General features: G+C 56.4%; 21 protein-coding genes. 9 read left to right on the forward strand and 12 right to left on the reverse strand.

The window, feature by feature from the left end; genetic code table 11:
- The first annotated feature begins 463 nt into the window (after positions 1 to 463).
- Entirely contained in the window at positions 464 to 706 is a 243-nt protein-coding gene (locus GEAM_RS05665; protein WP_034789401.1) for a hypothetical protein, read from the forward strand.
- A gap of 53 nt (positions 707 to 759) precedes the next feature.
- On the opposite strand, the gene GEAM_RS05670 is transcribed toward GEAM_RS05665, so the two are convergent.
- Together GEAM_RS05670 and GEAM_RS05675 are read right to left on the reverse strand one after the other, a co-directional pair.
- Entirely contained in the window at positions 760 to 1,896 is a 1,137-nt protein-coding gene (locus tag GEAM_RS05670) for an ABC transporter substrate-binding protein (protein WP_034789402.1), read from the reverse strand.
- A gap of 114 nt (positions 1,897 to 2,010) precedes the next feature.
- Positions 2,011 to 2,922, reverse strand: coding sequence for a LysR substrate-binding domain-containing protein (locus GEAM_RS05675; protein WP_034789403.1), 912 nt, complete (start codon positions 2,920 to 2,922; stop codon positions 2,011 to 2,013).
- A gap of 141 nt (positions 2,923 to 3,063) precedes the next feature.
- Between GEAM_RS05675 and GEAM_RS05680 the strand changes: the two genes are divergently transcribed.
- Complete coding sequence (locus GEAM_RS05680; RefSeq protein ID WP_034789405.1) at positions 3,064 to 3,846, forward strand: hypothetical protein; 783 nt, start codon at positions 3,064 to 3,066, stop codon at positions 3,844 to 3,846.
- Positions 3,847 to 3,853: 7 nt separating this feature from the next.
- On the opposite strand, the gene GEAM_RS05685 is transcribed toward GEAM_RS05680, so the two are convergent.
- From GEAM_RS05685 to GEAM_RS05705, 5 genes are all read right to left on the reverse strand, one after another.
- Positions 3,854 to 4,699 carry an amino acid ABC transporter ATP-binding protein gene (locus GEAM_RS05685; protein ID WP_034789406.1) on the reverse strand — a complete coding sequence of 282 codons (846 nt, stop codon included), beginning with the start codon at positions 4,697 to 4,699 and terminating at the stop codon, positions 3,854 to 3,856.
- Positions 4,700 to 4,718: 19 nt separating this feature from the next.
- Positions 4,719 to 5,627, reverse strand: a complete 909-nt coding sequence (locus GEAM_RS05690) for an amino acid ABC transporter permease (RefSeq protein ID WP_034789407.1) — start codon at positions 5,625 to 5,627, stop codon at positions 4,719 to 4,721.
- Positions 5,620 to 6,147 carry a GNAT family N-acetyltransferase gene (locus GEAM_RS05695; protein WP_034789408.1) on the reverse strand — a complete coding sequence of 176 codons (528 nt, stop codon included), beginning with the start codon at positions 6,145 to 6,147 and terminating at the stop codon, positions 5,620 to 5,622. Before GEAM_RS05695 ends, GEAM_RS05690 begins: the two co-directional genes overlap by 8 nt.
- A gap of 25 nt (positions 6,148 to 6,172) precedes the next feature.
- Positions 6,173 to 7,093, reverse strand: a complete 921-nt coding sequence (locus tag GEAM_RS05700; protein ID WP_034789409.1) for an ABC transporter substrate-binding protein — start codon at positions 7,091 to 7,093, stop codon at positions 6,173 to 6,175.
- Positions 7,094 to 7,360: 267 nt separating this feature from the next.
- Positions 7,361 to 8,545 (reverse strand): amidohydrolase, encoded by a 1,185-nt coding sequence (locus GEAM_RS05705; RefSeq protein WP_034789410.1) that lies wholly within the window; start codon positions 8,543 to 8,545, stop codon positions 7,361 to 7,363.
- Positions 8,546 to 8,810: 265 nt separating this feature from the next.
- Between GEAM_RS05705 and GEAM_RS05710 the strand changes: the two genes are divergently transcribed.
- From GEAM_RS05710 to GEAM_RS05735, 6 genes are all read left to right on the forward strand, one after another.
- Complete coding sequence (locus GEAM_RS05710) at positions 8,811 to 10,220, forward strand: LLM class flavin-dependent oxidoreductase (protein ID WP_051899418.1); 1,410 nt, start codon at positions 8,811 to 8,813, stop codon at positions 10,218 to 10,220.
- A gap of 9 nt (positions 10,221 to 10,229) precedes the next feature.
- Positions 10,230 to 11,060 (forward strand): ABC transporter substrate-binding protein, encoded by an 831-nt coding sequence (locus GEAM_RS05715; protein ID WP_034789412.1) that lies wholly within the window; start codon positions 10,230 to 10,232, stop codon positions 11,058 to 11,060.
- A 26-nt stretch (positions 11,061 to 11,086) separates the two neighbouring features.
- On the forward strand, positions 11,087 to 11,950 hold the full coding sequence (locus GEAM_RS05720) for an amino acid ABC transporter ATP-binding protein (protein WP_034789414.1): 864 nt from the start codon (positions 11,087 to 11,089) through the stop codon (positions 11,948 to 11,950).
- Entirely contained in the window at positions 11,934 to 12,719 is a 786-nt protein-coding gene (locus GEAM_RS05725) for an amino acid ABC transporter permease (protein ID WP_034789416.1), read from the forward strand. Before GEAM_RS05720 ends, GEAM_RS05725 begins: the two co-directional genes overlap by 17 nt.
- Positions 12,709 to 13,401 carry an amino acid ABC transporter permease gene (locus tag GEAM_RS05730; RefSeq protein WP_034789417.1) on the forward strand — a complete coding sequence of 231 codons (693 nt, stop codon included), beginning with the start codon at positions 12,709 to 12,711 and terminating at the stop codon, positions 13,399 to 13,401. The genes GEAM_RS05725 and GEAM_RS05730 overlap by 11 nt, the downstream gene beginning before the upstream one ends.
- Positions 13,402 to 13,616: 215 nt before the next feature.
- Positions 13,617 to 15,029 (forward strand): EmmdR/YeeO family multidrug/toxin efflux MATE transporter, encoded by a 1,413-nt coding sequence (locus tag GEAM_RS05735; RefSeq protein WP_034789418.1) that lies wholly within the window; start codon positions 13,617 to 13,619, stop codon positions 15,027 to 15,029.
- Positions 15,030 to 15,095: 66 nt separating this feature from the next.
- Here GEAM_RS05735 and GEAM_RS05740 read toward each other — a convergent pair whose 3' ends face one another.
- The 5 genes from GEAM_RS05740 to GEAM_RS05760 all read right to left on the reverse strand — a co-directional run bounded on the left by GEAM_RS05740 (position 15,096) and on the right by GEAM_RS05760 (position 19,650).
- Positions 15,096 to 15,866, reverse strand: a complete 771-nt coding sequence (locus GEAM_RS05740) for an anti-sigma factor family protein (RefSeq protein WP_034789420.1) — start codon at positions 15,864 to 15,866, stop codon at positions 15,096 to 15,098.
- Positions 15,863 to 16,375, reverse strand: coding sequence for an RNA polymerase sigma factor (locus tag GEAM_RS05745; RefSeq protein ID WP_034789506.1), 513 nt, complete (start codon positions 16,373 to 16,375; stop codon positions 15,863 to 15,865). Before GEAM_RS05745 ends, GEAM_RS05740 begins: the two co-directional genes overlap by 4 nt.
- A 25-nt stretch (positions 16,376 to 16,400) precedes the next feature.
- Entirely contained in the window at positions 16,401 to 16,958 is a 558-nt protein-coding gene (locus GEAM_RS05750) for a cytochrome b (RefSeq protein ID WP_034789421.1), read from the reverse strand.
- Positions 16,955 to 18,013 (reverse strand): catalase family peroxidase, encoded by a 1,059-nt coding sequence (locus GEAM_RS05755; protein ID WP_034789422.1) that lies wholly within the window; start codon positions 18,011 to 18,013, stop codon positions 16,955 to 16,957. Before GEAM_RS05755 ends, GEAM_RS05750 begins: the two co-directional genes overlap by 4 nt.
- A gap of 185 nt (positions 18,014 to 18,198) precedes the next feature.
- Positions 18,199 to 19,650, reverse strand: a complete 1,452-nt coding sequence (locus tag GEAM_RS05760; protein WP_034789423.1) for an efflux transporter outer membrane subunit — start codon at positions 19,648 to 19,650, stop codon at positions 18,199 to 18,201.
- Positions 19,651 to 19,739: 89 nt separating this feature from the next.
- Between GEAM_RS05760 and GEAM_RS05765 the strand changes: the two genes are divergently transcribed.
- A complete protein-coding gene (locus GEAM_RS05765) occupies positions 19,740 to 20,354 on the forward strand; it encodes a TetR/AcrR family transcriptional regulator (RefSeq protein WP_034789424.1) in 615 nt (204 codons plus the stop codon).
- The last annotated feature ends 43 nt before the right edge of the window (positions 20,355 to 20,397 follow it).

Consider the following 20,397-nt stretch of genomic DNA (forward strand, 5'->3'; position numbering starts at 1 on the left):
CCCCTTGAGGCCGGTGTGGCGGCAGCACACGGTCTTTAATTTGAATTTAAAGATTCAAATCTTTAAAGATTAAAAAAGCGCGTCAGGGGCCGCCCGCCCCCCAAAACTGGAATACACCTCGTAATTAATTTTGTCACCCATGCAACTCACCAATTACCTTCCGAGACATCTCGCAGAGATGATTATTCCCTCTGATAAGCCGATAAAAAAGGAATAGGCTGCTTTTGCTGCGGTAGAAACCGTAGCCGGGTGTAGGAACCTGAGGCAGTTCCCAGTAGCAATGGTAGTGAAGTCTTCGCTGCGTATTACATTGATTTTTAAAATGTAACTATGGTAGCTCAGGCGGGGCAGCCTTAGGCTGGCCGGAAATTGGGACCGGTATTCCTACCTCCGTCTGAGCTGTCTCCCTATGCCCTGCGGGTATGGGTGACGGCCATAATTACTCTTCAGGAAGGTATATAACATGGACAATATTTCTACTTTAGTGAATTCATTTGATGGGCTTTATGACATGACCCCCCTGACTGCGGTTGAGCTGTGTGAACAATGTCGGGCGCTGGTTTTTGCGATGACCGAGTTAGCCAACCCTATTGCTAAAGAGCTGCTGAACTCGATTCTGTGGGAGCGTGTTGATCAGCTTTATCAGACGCTGACGGCGCTGTATGTCGAGAGCGATCCGCAGGCTGCATCGTCAATGATGATGTAAATGGCAAAGTGCTGAAAGAAAGCAGGGCGCGAGGCTGCGCCCTGCCAGAGGAGTTACTGCGGTGTTGCCCAGAACACGCCACTGTAATCCAGCGAGGTGAACTTCTCGTGAGCCATCTTCAAGTCGGCCAGTGGGTCGATGTCCTTGAACAAGTCCGGGTGCAGGAATTTGGCAATTTCCTCTACGGCAATCACGTTGAAAGGCAGGTCGTAGAACTGGTGGTATATGGCTAAAACCTGCTTATCTTTGATGGATTTCAGCACGCTGATCCCGTTGCGGTTCATCAAGGCGTTCAGGCTTTTCTGCACGGTGGCTTCATTGGTGCTGTAGCCGAAAGGTACTGCGCCAGAAGGTTTGTTGCCACGGCTCCAGTCAGCGCCGGTCATCAGGTAGTAATCCGGGTTGCTGCTGATCAACTGCTCGACGTTGATGTCGCCACCCATTGCCGGGAACAGCTTGCTGCCAATGTTCTGACCACCGGCTTCGTCAATAAACTGGCCAAAGCTGCCTTTACCAAAGGTGGAGCAGCACTGCTCGCTGTGCAGACCCGCGTGGCGTTCAATGAACACGCTAGGGCGCTGCTCTGGTTTCAGCGTAGCGACGCGTTGGCGAATTAAGTTCAGGCGTTGTTGGTAAAAATCGATAAAGGTCTGGGCGTTCTTCTCTTCATCGAACACCTTACCCAACATCTGCATGCTGGCGACGGTATTGGTCAGCGGCTGTTGGCGGAAGTCGATAAACAGCACCGGAATGTTGAGTTTTTGCAGCAGGGCGAGGGTGCCGCTGTCAGTCATTTTGCTCAGCAGGCCGGTGTCGAAAATCACCAAGTCAGGCTTCAGGGTTACGGCTTTTTCGACGCTAAAATCAGCCACGTAAGGGTTGTCGAAAATCGGGATATCTTTCATTTTCGGAAATTTTTTCAGGTACGCCTGATTCATATCCGCGGCTTTGGTTTGCAGCGAGTTATCCATTGAAACGATGTTTTTCAAAGGATCTTCTGGGTGCAGAATATTTAAAGCAATCAGGGCGCGAGAGTCAGCCAGCATCACGCGCTGCGGCGTATGGTCGAAGGTGACTTGACGGCCGGCGATATCAGTAACGGTAAAAGGTGCGGCCTGCGCCACAAATGAAATCAGCAGCGAGCTGGCCACCGCCAATAGGCGTGCGGGGCGAAGTAAACCAGTGAACATGACAATCCCTAGAGCGAAGATGAAAGATGATAATGATAATCATCTCTTTTCCACTTGGGAACGCCCGGCACACATTTTGACATCAATCTTCTGGCTTGCCGGGCCGCTCTGGCTTTAGTGCTCGGCTATCAGCGGCATTCTGCTTTGCAGCCAATGCTTTAATTCCACAATGTCGTCGCGTTCAGCTTTATCTGGCGAGGTAACAAAATAGTAATTTGCGCCGGGCAGGCACTGCTCGAAGGGCACGTGGAGAATGCCTTTATCGATAAAGTCTTTCGCCAACAGGCTGCTGACAATTGCCACGCCCTGTCCAGCAATGGCGGTCTGAATAGCATGAGTCTCGTCGGTAAAGCGCAGGCCAGCGTCAATATTTAGCCCTGCCGGGCCAAACTGCTGACGCCAATTCTCCCAGTCGGGCGAAGGCTGCGGGATCATGCGGTTTTCGACATGAAACAGCGTGGCGGTGAGTAAGTCCTCTAGCCGCTGTAACCCGAGTGTGGGGCTGGCAACCAGTACAAAACGGTCATGGGAGAGCAGGGTGGAAGCAAGATGATCGCTGGGGTGCTGGCTATAGCGGATAGCAACATCGACGGTGTTTTTGGTCAAATCGACCAGCTCGATACTGGTATGCAGACGCAAGTCGAGCGTCGGCGCGTGGGTTTTTAGATCCGCCAAGCGCGGAACCAGCCAGTGGGTTAAAAAGTTTGAAGTGGTGCTGAGGGTCAAGGCAGCGGGCTGGCGCGCATGGTGAATTTCATTCACCGCGTCTTGCAGGGTGGAGAATGCCTGACGCGTCGCCTGACGTAAGATTTGGCCGACGGCGGTGAGTTTCACCTCGCGGGCGCTGCGCTCAAACACCTGCGCTGACAGCGATTCTTCCAAAACGCGGATTTGGTGGCTAATGGCGGTGGCGGTGACGCCAATCTCTTCGGCCGCCCGTTTAAAGCTGCCGTGAGTCGCCACGGCGTCAAAGGCTCTGAGTGAACCCAGTGGCGGCAGACGCGGTTTTCTTAAGTTTGCACTCATGATGAGTTATTTTCATCCATGGCTGAAAATGATGACTTTGATTGACCCAAAATAAGCGGAGTAAGCTTGCTTTGCAATATCGGTATAGATGAAGTGAATTCATGCTGGTGCCGATGACCCTCAATCAAAGGAAGCACTCTCATGACGATTTGTATCGAACAACGCCAACTGCGGGTTGGCAATAGAGCTGAGTTGTTCGCTCTGCTGTTTTTGCTTCAGGCGCTGGTCTCGGGCCTGCTATTTGCTCAAGTTGGCTGGGCGGAGCTGTTTACCACCAACTTATTGCTTGGCGCGGTAGTGGTTTTCGCGACGGTTGGGCGTTCGGCGGCGGGCCATACGTTATCCACGCTGCTTGCCAGTCTGACAGCCGTTAGCCTGCTGGTGGCGCTGATTAGCTGGTCTGAACGCGGCATGGCGGATGCCAATACGCATCTGATCAATGGCATCGCTACCATTCTGCTGGGGCTATTTGTGTTGAATGAGAAGTATGGCGCGCGGCCTTGGCTGCCAAAAGCTTTGCGCCGCCAGCCCGGTTTCTCATGGGCGCTGGGGGCTGAGGTGTTATCGACGGCAGGCATCGCCACTGGGCTGTTTTTAACGGTGTTAGTCAGCCGCGCTTTCTTCAGCCAGCACGCGACGCTGGAATCAGAATTATTCCCGCTGGTGCTGACCCTGTTTATGCTGGCACAGCGGCTGTGGGTGCTGAAAAAGCGCGGTAACGCGGTGATTTCGCAGCCGGACTATGTGCCTTACGGGCTGCCTCTGCGTGCGGTGAGCGTGGCGGCAAGCATTGGACTGGCGGTATTTCTGTTGCAGGGATACCCAAACGTTGAAAGCTTTGCCGGTGCATCAGCCCTGCTATTGATGTTAGCGCTCGGGAGCACCACGGCAATGCTGGTGGCCGCTGATTCACCGGCGGAATGATGCCGGTTTAGAGCACTTTTTCAAGGAAGCTGCGGGTGCGGCCGTGGCGCGGGTTGTCTAGCACCTGCGATGCAGAGCCGCTCTCGACCACTTTGCCATCCACCATAAACACCACTTGGTCGGCCACCTGACGGGCGAAACCAATTTCATGCGTGACGACGACCAGCGTGACGCCAGATCGCGCCAGCTTCTTGATGACGTCCAACACTTCGCCGACCAGCTCCGGGTCCAGCGCCGAGGTAGGTTCATCAAACAGCATCACTTTTGGGTTTAGGGCCAGCGCGCGGGCGATAGCAATGCGTTGCTGCTGCCCGCCGGAAAGATGGCGCGGATAAGCATGAGCTTTCTCACGCAGCCCGACGGTATCCAGCAGCTCATAGGCGCGTTCAATGGCCTGTTTGCGGTTCATCAGCCGGTGAACGATAGGGGCTTCGATGATGTTATCCAGCACCGACAGATGCGGGAAGAGGTTGAAGTTCTGGAAGACATAGCCGACGTTGACCCGCTGCTTGAGGATGGCTCGCTCTTTCAACTCATACAGCTTGTCGCCTTTACGCTGATAGCCAACATAGTCACCATCAATCTGAATGGTGCCTTCGTTAACGCGCTCCAGATGATTGATGGTGCGCAGCAGGGTGGATTTACCCGAGCCGGATGGCCCGAGGATCACCGTCACCGTGCCGGGTTCAATGCTCAGGCTGACATCATCCAGCGCCTTGTGAGCGCCAAAATGTTTGCTCAGGTGGCTGATTTCAATTCTGCCCGGCGCTTGGTGCTGCGGCTGGCGCAGCAATACAGGCTCGGCGACTTTGGCCGTTGGGCGTGGAACGAATAGGTCAAAAGCTTCAGACATAGATTTACTCCTTCACGGCCTAGCCGCGCGCCCACAGGCGGAAACGTTGGATTGGCGTCGGGCGTAGCTCGCGCACGGCTCCGCGTGAGAAATAGCGTTCAACATAATATTGCAGTACCGACAGCACCGATGTGATAACCAGATACCAGACGGTCGCTACCATCAGCAGGGGAATTACCTGCTGGGTGCGGTTGTAAATCACCTGCACGGTGTAAAACAGCTCGGGCATCGACAGCACATAAACAATCGAGGTGCCCTTGGCGAGGCTTATTACCTCATTAAAACCGGTTGGGATAATCGCCCGCAGCGCCTGCGGCAATATGATGCGGAAGGTGCGGCGATAGCCCGGCAAACCCAGTGCCGCGGCTGCTTCGTGCTGACCATGCTCGACACCCAAAATGCCGCCGCGAATAATCTCAGCGGTGTAGGCCGACTGCACCAGCGAAAGCCCCAGCACGGCGACGGAGAACTGATCCAGCAGGTCTACGGTTGGGTGGCTGAAAAACTCAATCGAGGTAAAGGGAATGCCGACTGACAGGCTGTCGTACAGATAGGAAAAGTTGTAGAGAATGATCAACACCAGCAGCATCGGCAGTGAACGGAATAGCCAGATATAGCCCCACGCCAGCCCGTTCAGTAAGTAGGATTTGGACAATCTGGCCAGCGCCAGCGCGGTGCCGAAGATAATGCCAAACAGCGTGCCCAGCAGGGTGAGCAGCAGGGTTTTGGCTAAGCCTTGCAAGATGGCGGGTTCAAAGAACCACTGGCGAAATACGCCCCATTCCCAGCGCGGATTGGTGGCAATCGACTGGACGATCACCAGCAGAATAAAAACGGAAAATATTGCGCCAATCAGGCGCAGCGGGTAGCGGGCAGGGACCACTTTCAACGGCGGCTGGTCGGCCTGACGCAGCGAGGTGTCACTCATAGGCTCTCTCCGCAATAGGTGCAGCAGCCACGGCAACGGGCAATGCTTTGGTAAAAGGTAAACGGCCATCATAAGGCGGCAGGGAGTAGACCACCGGGTCAACGCGGGTATCAAACTGTGGCTGGTAGCCGTTTGCCAGATATAACCCCACGGCCTCCGGCTGGCGGAAACCAGTGGTGAGAAACAGCTTGCTGTAGCCTTGCTCCAGCGCGCGCTGTTCCAACTCAACCAGCACCTTTTTCGCCAATCCTTGGCGGCGCAAGGTTTTGTCAGTCCAGATACGTTTTAGCTCGGCGGTCTGCAGGTCGTAGCGTTTGAACGCCCCCATCGCAATGGGAGCGCCGTTACGCAGCAGTACCACAAACACCCCGTCCGGCGGGGCGTAGTAGCTCAACGGCTCTTCTTCCTGATGGCCAAAATAGTCGCCGTAACGCGCACGATATTCGCCAAATAAGCCTTCAATGACGGGCGCAATCAGCGGGTCGTCCGGCAGGGTTTGAATAAAAATGTCCTGACTCATGGTCTGCTCCTGCTGAAGAGAAAAATTAATCGCCAAGGCCCGGTGGGTTGATTTCAGAGTGGTCGATTTTCTCGACGCTCTCACCCCAGCGGTCTAACACTTTCAGGTAACTGCCACTGGCGATGGCGCTGTTAATCGAGGCTTGGACGGCATCGACCAGCCCGTTGCCTTTTTTCAGCGTCACGGCGATATTGGCGGTTTTCGGCCAGCCGCCCGGCACGGTGCCGACCAACTGAGTTTTGCCCGTTAACAGGGACTTATAGGCCCCGGTGACGTTCGGGCCAAAGGTGGCATCGGCGCGGCCTGACTGGATAGCCAGCGTAGAGGCCGCGTCATCAGTGACATAAATAGGTTGAAGCGGGGCGAGGCCCTTGGCGCGGTTTTCTTTATCCCACTCCAGCAGGACGGCTTCCTGATTGGTGCCGGAGCCGACAATGATTTTCTTGCCAGCAATATCCGGGGCTGAAGTAATGGATTTAATTTTGCTGCCGGTCTTCACGTAGAAGCCCAGCGTATCTTGGCGATAGGTGGCGAAATCGAATTTGGTTTTGCGATCTTTGGTCACCGTAATGTTGTAAATAGCAGCGTCATATTTGCCCGAGGTCACGCCCAGCGGCCAGTCTTCCCACGAGGCGGGCACGACTTTCAGCTTCAGGCCAAGACCATCGGCAACCAAGCGCGCAATATCGGCCTCGCTGCCAATCACGGTTTTATTATCGCGAGCATACAGGCCGAAAGGCGGCGCACTGCCGAGCACGGCCAGCGCGACGGTCAGGGTGCCCGGTTCGACAAACTTAAAGTTTGCCGGGATTTTGGCGATAGCTTCAGGGCTTTTCGGCGTGTTGATTGGTGTTTCATTGGCGACTAAGTCGATACCCGGCGCTGCATAAGCTACGGAGGAAAAAAGAACCAAAGCGGCCACGGCGGTTAATTTCGTGCTAATCATCTTTATTACCCTCATACCCTTCATATTTCGCGCTGTAGAGGTGTTGGCTGCCTTGCTGCAACACGAACTATCTAGGTTAATTATTTTTTATTGGCCCCTTGCAGGTGTCGAATTCACTATTCCTGAGCGGCTGAGGGATGTAAAACAACAAAATTAAATAACTAAACTGATAAAGCAGAAATAAAAACCAGAGATGAAAAGCAACACAAAAGCCCGCTATCCGACGTTCAATCGGGCGGGCTGATAATAGTGTTGGCGGTGAAAATGTTATTTTTCTGTCAGTTCGGCCAAGGCTTTTTCCGCTAATTGCTGGAAATAGACCGCCGCCGGATATATGGCTTTTTCATTCGGATTAAATTTAGGGTGATGCAAGCCAAACTCACTGGCCGAGCCAATGCTGACAAAGGCGCCGGGCACGTGATGCAGGTAGTGCGCGAAGTCTTCGCCGCCCATTTGCGCCTCGGAAAGCTCAACGTTATAGCCTGACTCACGGGCCGCCTGACTGGCAAATTCGGCCCAGCGCGGGGTATTAACCACCGCCGGTGGCCCCGGGAACCAGTGCAGTTCGGCTTTCGCGCCAAGAGCCTGCGCCACGCCTTCAATTACTTGGCGGATTTTGCCGGGGATCTGCTCGCGGATCTCGGCGTTGTGGGTGCGCACCGTGCCTTCTAGGTCAACATCCTGCGGCAGCACGTTCCAAGTATTGCCACCCTCAATGCGGGTCACGCTGACCACCACTGACTCTTTGGTGCTGAAGTGGCGGCTGACCAAGGTTTGCAGCGCGGTGACAATGTGGCTGGCGGTGACGATGCTATCAACACCCTCTTCAGGGTGCGCGGCGTGCGCGCCTTTGCCCGTCACGGTGATTTGGAATCGGTCGACGTTTGCGTAGAACGCGCCACCCTTGGTGGAGAAGGTGCCGACCGGCAGCTGCGGCGCATTGTGCAGGCCGAAAATGGCGTCGACCTTGTCTAGCGCTCCGGCTTCAATGAGCTGCAATGCGCCGTTGAAACGCTCTTCAGCAGGCTGGAAGAACAGTCGTACGCGGCCCGGCAGTTGGTCTTCCCGTGCTTTAAGCAGGTAAGCCGCGCCGAGAATCACCGAGGTGTGGAAGTCATGGCCGCAGGCGTGCATTACGCCAGCCTGCTGTGAGCTAAAAGGCACGCCGGAAATTTCGTTAATTGGCAGGGCGTCGATATCCCCGCGTAGCGCCACCAAAGGGCCGTCCTGCGGGCCAATCTCGGCCACTACGCCGGTTTTCAAACCGAGATTAAGGATGCGGATCCCGGCCGCGTTCAACCACTGGGTAATTCGCTTGGTGGTGGCATATTCATGGTTCGACAGCTCCGGGTTTTGATGCAATTCACGGCGCCAGTCGATCAACTGTTGTTCAAGCTTTAAAGGAGTGAGTGATGCTGCGTCGAGGGTGTCATCGGCAGTATGAAGACTCATATCATTTTAACCTTATGGTATTGGCCGGCGAATAATGGCGGCGGGGAAATTAATGTCCTGATTAATCCTGACTGCATATTGGCAAATTACTAAATATCGACTGGTTATCTGTTATGCCTTTCGGTTCTCTTTCTGGTTTTATTCCATTAGCTAATTATCGAAATAAGAAGGACGGTTTTTATATTTAGGCGGCGATACATTCTGTGGAATTCTTTTGCTATCGCATTTTCATATTGCATCGCAGACCGTAAAAGGGAGCCTAATTATGAGCCAATCCATTCCTTCTCAATCAGCCGCTAATGCCAAGGTGGCTAACAAGAAAAGCATTAAATTGGGCCTGATGTTGCACGGTGCGGGCGGCCATATGAATTCATGGCGACATGAAAAAGTCCCTGCCGATGCCAGCGTCAATTTTCCCTATTTCCGTGAGTTGGCGCTTAAAGCCGAAGCCGCTAATTTCGATTTCCTGTTTGTCGCCGACGGTTTGCACATCAATGAGAAATCACTGCCGCACTTCCTTAATCGCTTCGAGCCGGTGGCGCTGCTCTCTGCGCTGGCGTCGGTCACTCACAGCATCGGGCTGGCGGGCACCATTTCCACCTCTTACAGCGACCCCTTCACCGTGGCGCGCCAGTTAGCCAGCATCGATAACATCAGCAATGGCCGTGCGGGCTGGAACGTGGTGACCTCGCCACTGGCGGGTTCCGCCAAGAACTTTGGCAAAGACCACCCTGAGCACTCACTGCGTTACCAAATCGCCGAAGAGTACATCAACGTGGTGCAAGGATTGTGGGACTCATGGGATGACGATGCCTTTATCCGCGACCGCGAAAGCGGGGTGTTTTTCGACGCCGCCAAGCTGCACAAGCTCAATCACCAAGGGCAGTTCTTCTCGGTGGAAGGGCCGCTCAACATCAAGCGCTCGCCACAGGGCCAGCCGGTGATTTTCCAAGCTGGCGCCTCGGAGGCCGGTATCGCGCTGGCGGGCAAATCGGCCGATGCGGTTTTCACCAACGCTCGTACCCTGCAAGAAGCGCAGGAGTATTCTGCCAAGTTGCAGGCGCAGGTGGCGCTACACGGCCGCCATCCGGTGGGCATTTTCCCCGGCATCAGCCCGATTGTCGGCGCGACCGAAGAGGAAGCCGAGGCCAAATATCAATATCTGCTGTCCCTCATCTCAGTGGACGACGCGCTGGCCTATCTGGGGCGATTCTTCGACCACCATGACTTCTCCCAATACCCGTTGGATGAGCCTTTCCCGGACGTCGGCGACTTGGGGCAGAACACTTTCCGCTCCACCACCGACCAGATTAAACGTTCAGCGAAAGAGAAAAACCTGACTCTGCGCGACGTGGCGTTCCAGACCACGCTGCCGAAAGGCGAGTTCTTCGGCACGCCGGAGCAGGTGGCCGACACCTTTATTCGCTGGGTGGAAGAGGGCGGCGCGGACGGCTTCATCATTGGCGGGCCGGTGCTGACTGAAGCGCTGGACGACATCACCCGTCTGGTTCTGCCCGTGCTGGCCGATCGTGGCTACTGGCATCCCTCGACGGAGAGCAAAACTCTGCGCGAGCGGCTGGGTCTGCCGTTCAAGACCAGCCGCTACGCGCAAGTATCCACAAAACAGCAAAAAAATGAGCAGCCGCAGGTTGCCGCAACATTGACTCATCATTAAGGAATAACTATGGCTCGTTTGGTTTCTGGTAAGGCGTCACTCGCAGCATGGGTTTTACTTTCAATCAGCGGCGTGGCGAGTTTTGCCGCCCACGCCGATCAACTGTCGGACATTAAAAAGGCCGGGGTGATTAAGGTCGCCACCTTCGACTCCAACCCGCCGTTTGGCTCAGTGGATGCCAAAACGCATGACATTGTCGGCTATGACGTGGATTTCGCCAAAGCGCTGGCCAATTCACTGGGCGTGAAGCTGCAACTGGTGGCGACTAACCCGGCAAACCGTATTCCGCTGCTGCAATCGGGCAAGGCTGACATTATCGTGGCTGACATCACCATCACGCCGGAGCGCGCCAAGGTGGTGGACTTCTCCATCCCTTATTTCGTCACCGGCCAGCAATTCTTGGTGCCAGTTGGTTCACCGGACAAGCTGGATGAATACGCCACGGCGCGCATCGGCGCGGTAAAAGGCACCACCGGAGAGCAGGAGTTACACACTCGCTTCCCGAAATCTCGCGTGTTGTCGTATGACGATATCCCGCTGGCGCTGTCGGCTCTGCGCAATGGCAACGTGCAGGCTATTACTCAGGACAGCACCATTCTGGCTGGCCTGCTCGACGGTGCACCGGACAAGGCTAAATACAAAGTGTTGCCGGATTTACTCAGCAAAGAGGAGATTGGCGTCGGCGTGAAGAAGGGTGAAACCAACCTGCTGAAAGCAGTCAATGATGAACTGCTCAGTCTGGAGAAGTCCGGCGAAGCGACCACCATTTATAACAACTGGTTCGGGCCGCAGACCAAGTCACCTCAGCCGCGTTTATTTACGATTCAGGCCAAGAGCTAAGCAAAATAATTAGACAGGCAGGGTTTATGCAACAACCATCCTCAGCAACCGCAGACTCGTCTGCGGTTTTTTCGTCTCCGGCGGACGGCAAGAAAGCCGTCGCGGTAGAGTTCAAACAGGTGAGTAAATCCTTCGGCGTGCATCAGGTTATCCAGCAGGTGGATTTGAGCGTGGCGGTGGGGGAAGTGGTGGCGGTCTGCGGGCCGTCCGGCTCGGGCAAGTCGACGCTTATCCGCCTGATAAATCATCTGGAAACCCTCAGCAGCGGCGAGATTTTCATTCATCAGCGCCCCACGGCGGGCCTCAGTGGCAAAGCGCTGCGCCAGCTTCGCACTCACATTGGCTTTGTTTTCCAGCAATTTAACCTCTACGCCCACCTTGATGCCTTGGATAATGTCAGTCTGGCACTGACCAAGGTCCACGGCTGGAAGCAGGACGCAGCGCGGCACAAGGCACGCGAGCTGTTAGTCAGAGTTGGGCTGGCTGACCGCGCCCATCATTTCCCCTCTCAGCTGTCTGGCGGCCAACAGCAGCGAGTCGCCATCGCCCGCGCGCTGGTCACCGATCCCAATATTATTCTGTTTGATGAACCCACCTCGGCGCTGGACCCCGAGATGATTGGCGAAGTGCTGTTGGTAATGCAGGAGTTGGCCCACAGCGGCATCACCATGATTGTGGTGACCCATGAGATGAGCTTTGCCCGCGAAATCGCCGACCGCGTGGTGTTTATGGATGGCGGGCAAATTCTCGAGCAGGCCGACCCGGAGAGCTTCTTCACCCAGCCCCAGCATCCGCGCGCCCGGCGCTTCCTGCAAAAGGTGTTGTTCCCGCTGCGTTCGGCACAGGAGCAGCTAGCCAAAGAGGGGAAGGTTGATGAACTGGCACCTTGACTGGGCGGGCGTGCTGACCGGCCAGCCGCTGCAATGGATTATTTCCGGCTTTCTCACCACTTTATATGTGACGCTGGCCGCCAGCCTGTTGGCGACGCTGCTCACTCTGCTGCTTTTGGTGCTGCGCCTCGCGCCGGGCCGCGTGGGCAGGGGCGTGGCGGCGGTGTATGTGTCGATTTTCCGCAATACGCCATTGTTAGTACAACTGCTGTTTTGGTATTTCGCCGCCTATGGTGCGCTGCCGCAGGCGTGGCGATTCTACATTGGCGACGAGCATCCGTGGGCCACCTTGCCGGTCAATATCGCGTGGCTGACGCCGGAGTTTCTCTGCGCCACTTGGGGGCTGGCGCTGTTTAGCGCGGCATTTATCGTCGAAGAGGTGCAGGCTGGGCTGAACTCGGTGTCCGCCGGGCAGCAAGAAGCGGCGGTGTCTCAAGGTTTTAGCCGCTGGGCGCTGCTGCGTTACGTGCTGTTGCCGCAAGGGCTGACCAACGCGTGGCAACCGATCACCGGCCAATATCTTAACCTGATGAAGCTGTCGTCGCTGGCCACCGGGATTGGCTTCTCGGAGCTGACTTACCAGATAAGCCGCATCGAAAGTTACAACGCCCACGCGCTGGAAGGCTTCGCCATCGGCACCGCGCTCTATTTACTGCTCGGCTTAGTGATGGGCTGGTTATTTGTCATCTTAGGGCCAAAACGACCGGGGCATCGCCAGCCGCACTCAGCCAACGTTGCCAATGCTGAAGGAGCGTCGCGTGGAGTTTGATTATTCAGTTCTGCATGACAATTTCACCTATCTGCTGTGGGGGCGGGTGGCGGACGGTGAGCCGGGCGGCGTGCTGCTGACCTTAATTATGGCTATTTCGGCTGGCGCTATCGCGCTGGCGCTGGGCGTCGGCATGGCGGCGCTGGCATGGCGTTTTGGCGGCTGGACGCGGCGCGTGCTATTCGTCTGGGCCGAGTTTATTCGCGGCATTCCGCTGATTTTCGTGATTTTCTGGCTCTACTTTCTGCTGCCGGTGGTGTTTGGCAGCTCAATGCCGGGCGCGCTGACCGTGATACTGGCGCTGGCGTGGTTCACTTCGGCGGCGGTAATGCACTCGACGCTGGCCGGAATTGAGTCACTGCCCACAGGGCAGAGCGAGGCGGGGACAGCCTCGGGTTTCAGCCAGTGGCAGATTTTGCGTATTTTGCTGCTGCCGCAGGCATGGCCTAACCTGCTGCCGTCTTACCTCGGCTTGCTTATCGCGCTATTAAAAGACACTTCGCTGGCGTTTATCGTCAACGTGCCCGAACTCACCACCGTCGCCGGGCAGGTGAATAATCGCGTGCAGATCTACCCGGCAGAAATCTTCCTGTTTATCGGCCTGATTTACTACCTGTTGTGCGCCACGCTGGCGGCCGTGGCTGGGAGATGGGTAGGGCGGCGGAGGGCCGTGAGCAGCTAGGCGAGGGGCGGCTTTCCTTACCAGCTATTTGGATTTGTATCAGAATGTTCATCACGCCGGAGAGTGATGTCAGTGCCGATGTGGCCTTGCTGCGAGGCGGGTTTTTTATTGCGCATTAAATGTCCAAATATCAATGATAAAAGCCTTTGCAAAACGCAGGGGCTTTTACCATTCTTAAAGGAGGCATCTGACCTCACCTCATAGCTGGAACTATCTTGCAAAACATCAGAGTTACCGTGCAGCACGCGCTGGAGCGCACCAAGTGGTATCACAAACGGCGTTCCTATCGTGTGTTGTTCTGGCGTGAAATTACTCCTCTGGCAGTACCGATATTTTTTGAAAATATGTGCGTGCTGCTTATGGGGGTGCTCAGCACCTTTCTGGTCAGTTGGTTGGGCAAGGAAGCGATGGCCGGGGTGGGGTTGGCGGACAGTTTCAATCTGGTAGTGATCGCCTTCTTTGCTGCAATAGACCTCGGTACCACAGTGGTGGTGGCCTTTAGCCTCGGCAAGTTGGATCGCAAACGCGCGCGCAACGCGGCGCGGCAATCCTTGGTGCTGATGACCCTGTTTGCTTTGCTGTTAGCCATCGGTATTGAGTTCGCCGGTGAGCACATCATCGACTGGATAGCCGGCAGTGCCGAGCCACAGGTCAAAGCCCTCGCCCTGAATTATCTCACTATTACTGCGTGGAGTTACCCGGCGGCGGCTATTGCGCTGATTGGCTGCGGGGCGTTGCGCGGTGCCGGTAACACCAAGATCCCGATGCTTATCAACGGCGGGATGAACATTCTCAATATTATTATTAGTAGCGTGCTGATCTACGGCTGCTTCGGTTGGGGCGGTCTTGGCTTTTCCGGCGCGGGGCTGGGCCTGACCATTGCCCGCTACATTGGCGCGGCGGTGGTGATTTATGTGCTGATGATCGGCTTCAACCCGGCGCTACGCATTCCGCTGAAGAGCTATTTCAAACGCCTGAATACCGGCATTTTGATGGAAGTGCTGAGTATCGGCGTGCCCGCCAGTATTGAATCCGTGCTGTTTAACGGCGGTAAATTGCTGACGCAGGTGTTTGTCGCCGGGATGGGCACCGACGTGATTGCCGGTAACTTCATCGCCGCCTCTATTGCCTCGCTGATTAACCTGCCGGGCAACGCCTTGGGCTCGACTTCCACCATTGTGGTCGGCACCCGTCTGGGGCGCGGGCAGATGGGGCAGGCCGAGCATCAGCTGAAACATATTTTCTGGCTCTCAACCATTGGCCTCTGTGCGCTTTCGCTACTGTCGATGCCGCTGGCGGGCGTGCTGGCGTCTTTCTATACCAGGGAAGATGACGTTATCCACGTGGTGAAAATGCTGGTGTGGCTGAACGCCGCCTTTATGCCATTCTGGGCCGCCTCGTGGGTATTACCCGCCGGGCTGAAAGGGGCTCGCGACGCGCGTTTCACCATGTGGGTATCGCTGCTGAGTATGTGGGGTGGGCGCATCGTCGCCGGTTACACCCTCGGCGTGGTGCTCGGCTTCGGCGTCATCGGCATCTGGCTCGGCATGTGCCTCGACTGGATCATTCGCGGCAGCTTCTTCTACTGGAGATTGGCGAGCGGCAAGTGGCTGTGGAAGTATCGCTGAACCGCCGACAGACAAAAGGCCGCTTCCCAGCGGCCTTTTGCTATCTACAGATCAATTCAACTCAACCTAAATCGACTGCACATCTCCGGTGAAATGGGCGATGGCCTTCTGTAAGGGGGCGGTTTGTTGGTCGTTGGCCGGACTGATGACCGCGTAGTTATAGCGCTGGTCGCTCCAGTATTGTGCCATCAGGTTGTCGGTTTTACGCTCGCCTTTGCCAATCACGAACCGGCCGGTGGGGCGGATGTAGTAAGTCACGCGCGTCCCTTTGGCATCCTGATAAACCACCAGTGCCGCCGGGCCTTGCTCGGTGACCATCAAACGCCCGCCGACCAGATTGAAACCGTAATTCTCCAGATTCGGCGGCAGGGCGCCGTTGATGAAGTTGCGGCCCATCCAGCTGTCCATCTGCCCCTGATTGCTGGCGACCACGTCCAGCGCTTTGACATTGCCGTCGTTGATTAAACGATAAGCCTGCACCGCGTCTTCCATCGGCAAGATTTGGCTCTGCACTTCACGGGCATGCAGCTGCCAGCCCGCGATGCCGCCGATGCCCACCGAGAACAGCAGGCTGAAGGCCATGGACAAGCGCCATTGGCGGGTTTTGCGCATTCGCTGGCGCACCTGCTGTAAATCGCTCGTTCGCGGTGCGGTATGGGGCACAAATTCATCGAGTGAAACCCGCAACCTTTGGGCGTCTGCCTGCCATTTTGCCACCTGCGCTGCGGCTTCGGGATGTTTTTGCAGGTAGCGCTCAACTCCTCTTTTTTGCTCCTCGTCGAGCTGGCCGTCGACATAAGCGTGCAGATCCTGTTCTTCAGGAGGAAGCCTACTCATTTCAATCTCCTCAACGCATTTGGCGAAGGCGCGCCCTCGTCCCATTGCTGCAACTGTTTTCGCGCCCGTGACAAGCGTGACATCACGGTGCCTAAAGGAATATCCAGCGCCTGCGCGGCCTCTTTGTAGCTCAGGCCCTCTACGCTAATCAGCATCAGCAGGGCACGCTGTTCAACGGGTAACTGGCTGAAGATTAACAGCATATCGTCGTTGATCAGTAACTCTTCGGCGGACGCCGCGACGTTGTTTTCTTCGCCGGTAAACAGCGACAGAATGCGTTGAAAACGCCTTTTGCGCCGCTCGCCGTCGATAAACTGCCGGTAAAGAATCGAGAACAGCCAAGGGCGCAGGCTTTGCTGATTATCCAGCGTTTTCTTGCCGGTCAGCGCCTTCTCCAGACAAGACTGCACCAGATCTTCCGCCGAGTGTGGATTGCGGGTCAGCCACAGCGAGAAGCGCTGGAGGTGCGGCAGCATCTCTCTGATTTCATCTTCGGTTAGGGAGTTCACGGGCAGCCCCTCGCTCGGTTGATGTTTAGCCTTCATCTTTCAGCCGCGGGCTTTTATACCCCGTCATGCTGGCAAACACGCCATCGCGTAAAATCAGCGCGTGGAACAGCGCGGCGGCCAGATGCAGCATCACGGTGACGAACAGCAGCAAGGCCAACGCCGTGTGCAGCGGGCGCAGCACGGCATAAAGGTCAATGTTTTTAGCCAGCAGCGGCGGCAACTGAATGCCCGCCCCGAGGGTTATCGGATAACCCGCGGCGGAAAGCATCGCCCACCCAACCAGCGGCTGGGCCAGCATCAAACCATATAACAGCCAGTGAGAGAGATGCGCCATCAGTTTTTGCAGCGAAGGCAAAGATTCCGGCAGGGCGGGCTTTTTATAGCGAAAACGCAAATAGAGCCGCAGCAGCACCAGAACCAGTAGCGCTACCCCCAGAGGTTTATGCAGCGAGTATAAAAAGGCGTGCAGGCTGGAAACGGTGGAGACCATGCCGACGCCGATAAACAGCATGGCAACGATCATTAGCGCCATGAGCCAGTGGACCAGACGCAGCAACGGGTGGAAATGGCTGACGTTTTTCATAATGCGGCTCCGCGTTTTGCCTGCGCTTCTTCATGCGTGCGGCGGTTGAAGGAGGAGGAGTAGGCCGCCGAACGGGCGCTGAGCAGCGGGTCGTCCGAGCCAGAGATGCCATCCGGCAAAATCAGCGGGTCATAGTTGATGTCGCGGCAGTTGCCGTCGGCCTGATCCTGCGACGAGGTCAACACCAGCGTTCCCGCCGTGACTTTTTGCCGGTCGTCCGGCCATGCCTTACTGGCGTCATTGGTCGGGTCATCTTTGCCCGCCAGCGTAAGCACTAAATCCCACTTCAGCGGCCCCTGCGCCAGTCGCTGTTTTAAGTCTTTCTGCAGGAATAATGGGTCAGCTTTCTCTTCTGCCGTGATAGGAGTAGAAGCCGTCTGCGCCTGCATGCTCCAGCGCACGGTGCGAGTTTCACCCTGCGCGTTGGTGACGCGGAAGGCGTTCAAGCTGTTGTAGTTGTCGCTGGCCCAGCTTGAGGTGGGAACGGCGCTTTTAACCCATGCGAAGAATGGCTTAGATTCAGGATGTTGAGTCATAAAGGCTTGGATTTTGGCCGGATCGGGTTTGCCGGTCGCCGGGTCTGGGATGGAAGCAGTTTGCTGATCCAAGAAGCCCTGCGGCGTAGCGACGGTGAAGAACGGCAGGGCGTTCATGCCGGTTCGCCACTCTTGGCCGCTGGCGGATTTAAATTGTAGCGCCATGCTGCGCACCGGGACCGCGCCGTCGGGGGCGTTCGGGTTGCCGCCAGCAATTGCCAAACGGCCAATCACCGGGGTGCGTTCGACGCGGAAAACGTCGGCTTTCGACAGCGTGCTGGCGCGGCCATTACCCTCGAAATAACCGGCAACGCACAGGCCCTTGGCGTGGTTGCGGCGATAGCCCGGATGCACGCCGCCGGTTTTTTCCAGCACGTTAACCAGTTTATCTGGCGACAGGCGGTCAGGCGTCAACGCGCCCCATGCCCAGCCAAACAGCACACAAATCAGTAAAGGAATGGCGACGATGATCGCCACGCGCAGCCCAAAGCCGCGAGATTGCCGCGCGTTTTTAAGCATTTGGCAGAAAGATAAACGGGGTGAAGTCATAAATTCAGCTCACAAAAAAGACCGCAAAGGGGCAATGAGCGGATAAGACGAACCAGAAGGGGATTTATTCCCAAAGAAATAAAAAAATTTTCGACGAGGTGAAAAAGGGCAGGTTTTACAGCACAGGGGCGCGGCGGCCCCGGTGCTGAGATAGATTATTGTGTTTTTGCCATGGCCTGAGGAGGCTGCCAGCCGCCGCCGAGAGCGTTAAAGGCCGCTACCGCCGCACGCGCCGAGGCGGTTTGCGCCTGCGCCCGGGTGTCTGAGGCTTGCAGCAGGGTTTCGTCGGCATGCAGCACGTCTATCAGGCTGGCGGTGCCTTGCTGGAAGGCGGCGAAGGTTGATTTTCTGGCGCTGCCGAGGGCGTTCTCACCAACGGTTAAGGTAGAAGTCTGTGTCTCGCTGTTGACCAGCGCGGAGAAGGCATTTTCCACATCTTCGGTGGCGTGCAGCACCGTCTGGCGGTAGGCGGCGAGAGATTCGGCTTCTTGACCTTTGGCTTGGTTAATTTGGGCATTAATGCGGCCAAAGTCGAACAGTCTCCAGCGCAGCCCAAGGATAGCCGCTGACTGGGTTGCGCCGCCGGAGAGCAGATTGCCGCCGGAAGAGACCGTGGCGCTGCCCAGTAGCGCGCCCAGTGAAAACTTCGGATAATATTCGCTGACCGCGACGCCGATCCTTGCGCTGGAAGCCGCGAGGTGGCGTTCGGCGACGATGATATCCGGCCTGCGGCGCAGCAGGTCAGCCGGAGTGCCGGTGTCGGTCAATTTCGGCGCCTGTGGGATAGCTCCCGGCACGGAAAGCTCGGCGCGATGGGTGCCCGCCGGGGTGCCGAGCATCACGTCCAGTGCGTTCATCGCCGCATCAACCTGCGTCTGCAGGGCGGGCACCGTGGCTTGCACCTGCGCCAGCTCGCCTGCGGTCTGCTGCACCTGATACTCTGCCGCCAGCCCTTTGCTGTTCAACAGCTGGATTTTTTGCAGCAGCGCTTGCTGAGTGTTGGCCTGCTGTTGGGCGATGGCAAGCCGGGCCTGCAAACCGCGCAAGCTGATATAAAGATCGGCTGTTTGCGCGGCCACCGCGAGGCGGGTGGCGACCACGTCGGCCTGCGCGGCCTGATAGTCGGCGACGGCGGCCTGACGGCTGCGGCGCAGACCGCCAAAAATATCGATTTCCCAACTGGCATTGAGATCGCTCTCATAGGAATTGCCATAACGGTTATAATCAGGCGTTGAATTAAGCACTTGCCCGAGCGGCGTGTCGATGGACTGGTAGCCCCGCGCCGCCTGACCGCTGATATTCCCCGATGGCAACAGCTCCGCCGTGGCGGCACTCACTCTGGCACCGGCCTGCGCCATGCGCGCCGAGGCTTGGGCCAGACTGAGGTTTTGCGCCAGCGCCTCGCTAACCAAACGGCTTAGCAGGGGATCGTCAAATCCTTGCCACCACAGGGCAAAGTTGGCGGGCCGCGTGGCCTGCTGTGAGCCAATTGAGGTCTGATATTGCTGCGGCAGCGGGCTGTCCGGGCGATGATAATCCGGCCCTACCGTGCAACCGGCTAATACGCCAGCGCTGACCAACAGGGCAAGTGTGCGGAGGGGAAACATGGGAATTCCTTGGGTGGAATACAGTAAGTGACCATATTACAATTCGGTCACTAGTTGTCAATTATGGATCGCCAAGCTAAACTGGATAAATGAGTAAACAAATGCAAACAAACCTTACCCGTGGTCCGGTCGATCACAGCGTCCGCGATCAGATTGTCGAGGCCGCGACCCAGCACTTCGCCCACTATGGTTATGAGAAAACCACGGTGTTGGACTTGGCGAAAGCGATTGGTTTTTCCAAAGCCTACATCTACAAGTTTTTCGACTCCAAACAGGCGATTGGGGAGATCATCTGCGCCAACCGGCTGACGGAGTTTATGGATATCGTCAATGCCGCGATTGTGGATGCGCCGACGGCTTCTGAGAAATTACGTCGGTTATTCAAGGCAATAACCGAGGCTGGCGGTGACCTTTTTTTCCACGATCGCAAGCTGTTCGACATTGCGGCCGTCTCGTCGCGAGATAAATGGCCGTCGGCGGCGGCGCACCACCAGCGCCTGCTCGACCTGATCCGTGAGGTGCTGGTTGAAGGTCGTCAGTCCGGCGAGTTTGAGCGTAAGACGCCACTCGATGAAGCGGGTGAAGCCGTTTTTCTGGTGATGTGCCCTTATATTGACCCTATCCAGCTGCAATACAATCTTGATAAGGCGCCGACGGCATCCGTTCTGCTGCCCGCACTGATCCTGCGCAGCCTATCACCATAAATGCTGTGACCATTGACAATATTGGTCACTAATCACAGAATGT

Source organism: Ewingella americana ATCC 33852 (assembly GCF_000735345.1).
GTDB classification, from domain to species: Bacteria; Pseudomonadota; Gammaproteobacteria; order Enterobacterales; family Enterobacteriaceae; genus Ewingella; species Ewingella americana.

Excerpts from the sequence above, each read along its gene's own strand:
- GEAM_RS05755 (WP_034789422.1), bottom strand. The coding sequence starts at position 18,013 with ATGCTTAAAAACGCGCGGCAATCTCGCGGCTTTGGGCTGCGCGTGGCG.
- GEAM_RS05710 (WP_051899418.1), top strand. The coding sequence starts at position 8,811 with ATGAGCCAATCCATTCCTTCTCAATCAGCCGCTAATGCCAAGGTGGCT.
- GEAM_RS05665 (WP_034789401.1), top strand. The coding sequence starts at position 464 with ATGGACAATATTTCTACTTTAGTGAATTCATTTGATGGGCTTTATGAC.
- GEAM_RS05680 (WP_034789405.1), top strand. The coding sequence starts at position 3,064 with ATGACGATTTGTATCGAACAACGCCAACTGCGGGTTGGCAATAGAGCT.
- GEAM_RS05685 (WP_034789406.1), bottom strand. The coding sequence starts at position 4,699 with ATGTCTGAAGCTTTTGACCTATTCGTTCCACGCCCAACGGCCAAAGTC.
- GEAM_RS05700 (WP_034789409.1), bottom strand. The coding sequence starts at position 7,093 with ATGATTAGCACGAAATTAACCGCCGTGGCCGCTTTGGTTCTTTTTTCC.
- GEAM_RS05715 (WP_034789412.1), top strand. The coding sequence starts at position 10,230 with ATGGCTCGTTTGGTTTCTGGTAAGGCGTCACTCGCAGCATGGGTTTTA.
- GEAM_RS05720 (WP_034789414.1), top strand. The coding sequence starts at position 11,087 with ATGCAACAACCATCCTCAGCAACCGCAGACTCGTCTGCGGTTTTTTCG.
- GEAM_RS05690 (WP_034789407.1), bottom strand. The coding sequence starts at position 5,627 with ATGAGTGACACCTCGCTGCGTCAGGCCGACCAGCCGCCGTTGAAAGTG.
- GEAM_RS05705 (WP_034789410.1), bottom strand. The coding sequence starts at position 8,545 with ATGAGTCTTCATACTGCCGATGACACCCTCGACGCAGCATCACTCACT.
- GEAM_RS05670 (WP_034789402.1), bottom strand. The coding sequence starts at position 1,896 with ATGTTCACTGGTTTACTTCGCCCCGCACGCCTATTGGCGGTGGCCAGC.
- GEAM_RS05765 (WP_034789424.1), top strand. The coding sequence starts at position 19,740 with ATGAGTAAACAAATGCAAACAAACCTTACCCGTGGTCCGGTCGATCAC.
- GEAM_RS05740 (WP_034789420.1), bottom strand. The coding sequence starts at position 15,866 with ATGAGTAGGCTTCCTCCTGAAGAACAGGATCTGCACGCTTATGTCGAC.
- GEAM_RS05695 (WP_034789408.1), bottom strand. The coding sequence starts at position 6,147 with ATGAGTCAGGACATTTTTATTCAAACCCTGCCGGACGACCCGCTGATT.
- GEAM_RS05750 (WP_034789421.1), bottom strand. The coding sequence starts at position 16,958 with ATGAAAAACGTCAGCCATTTCCACCCGTTGCTGCGTCTGGTCCACTGG.
- GEAM_RS05675 (WP_034789403.1), bottom strand. The coding sequence starts at position 2,922 with ATGAGTGCAAACTTAAGAAAACCGCGTCTGCCGCCACTGGGTTCACTC.
- GEAM_RS05725 (WP_034789416.1), top strand. The coding sequence starts at position 11,934 with ATGAACTGGCACCTTGACTGGGCGGGCGTGCTGACCGGCCAGCCGCTG.
- GEAM_RS05760 (WP_034789423.1), bottom strand. The coding sequence starts at position 19,650 with ATGTTTCCCCTCCGCACACTTGCCCTGTTGGTCAGCGCTGGCGTATTA.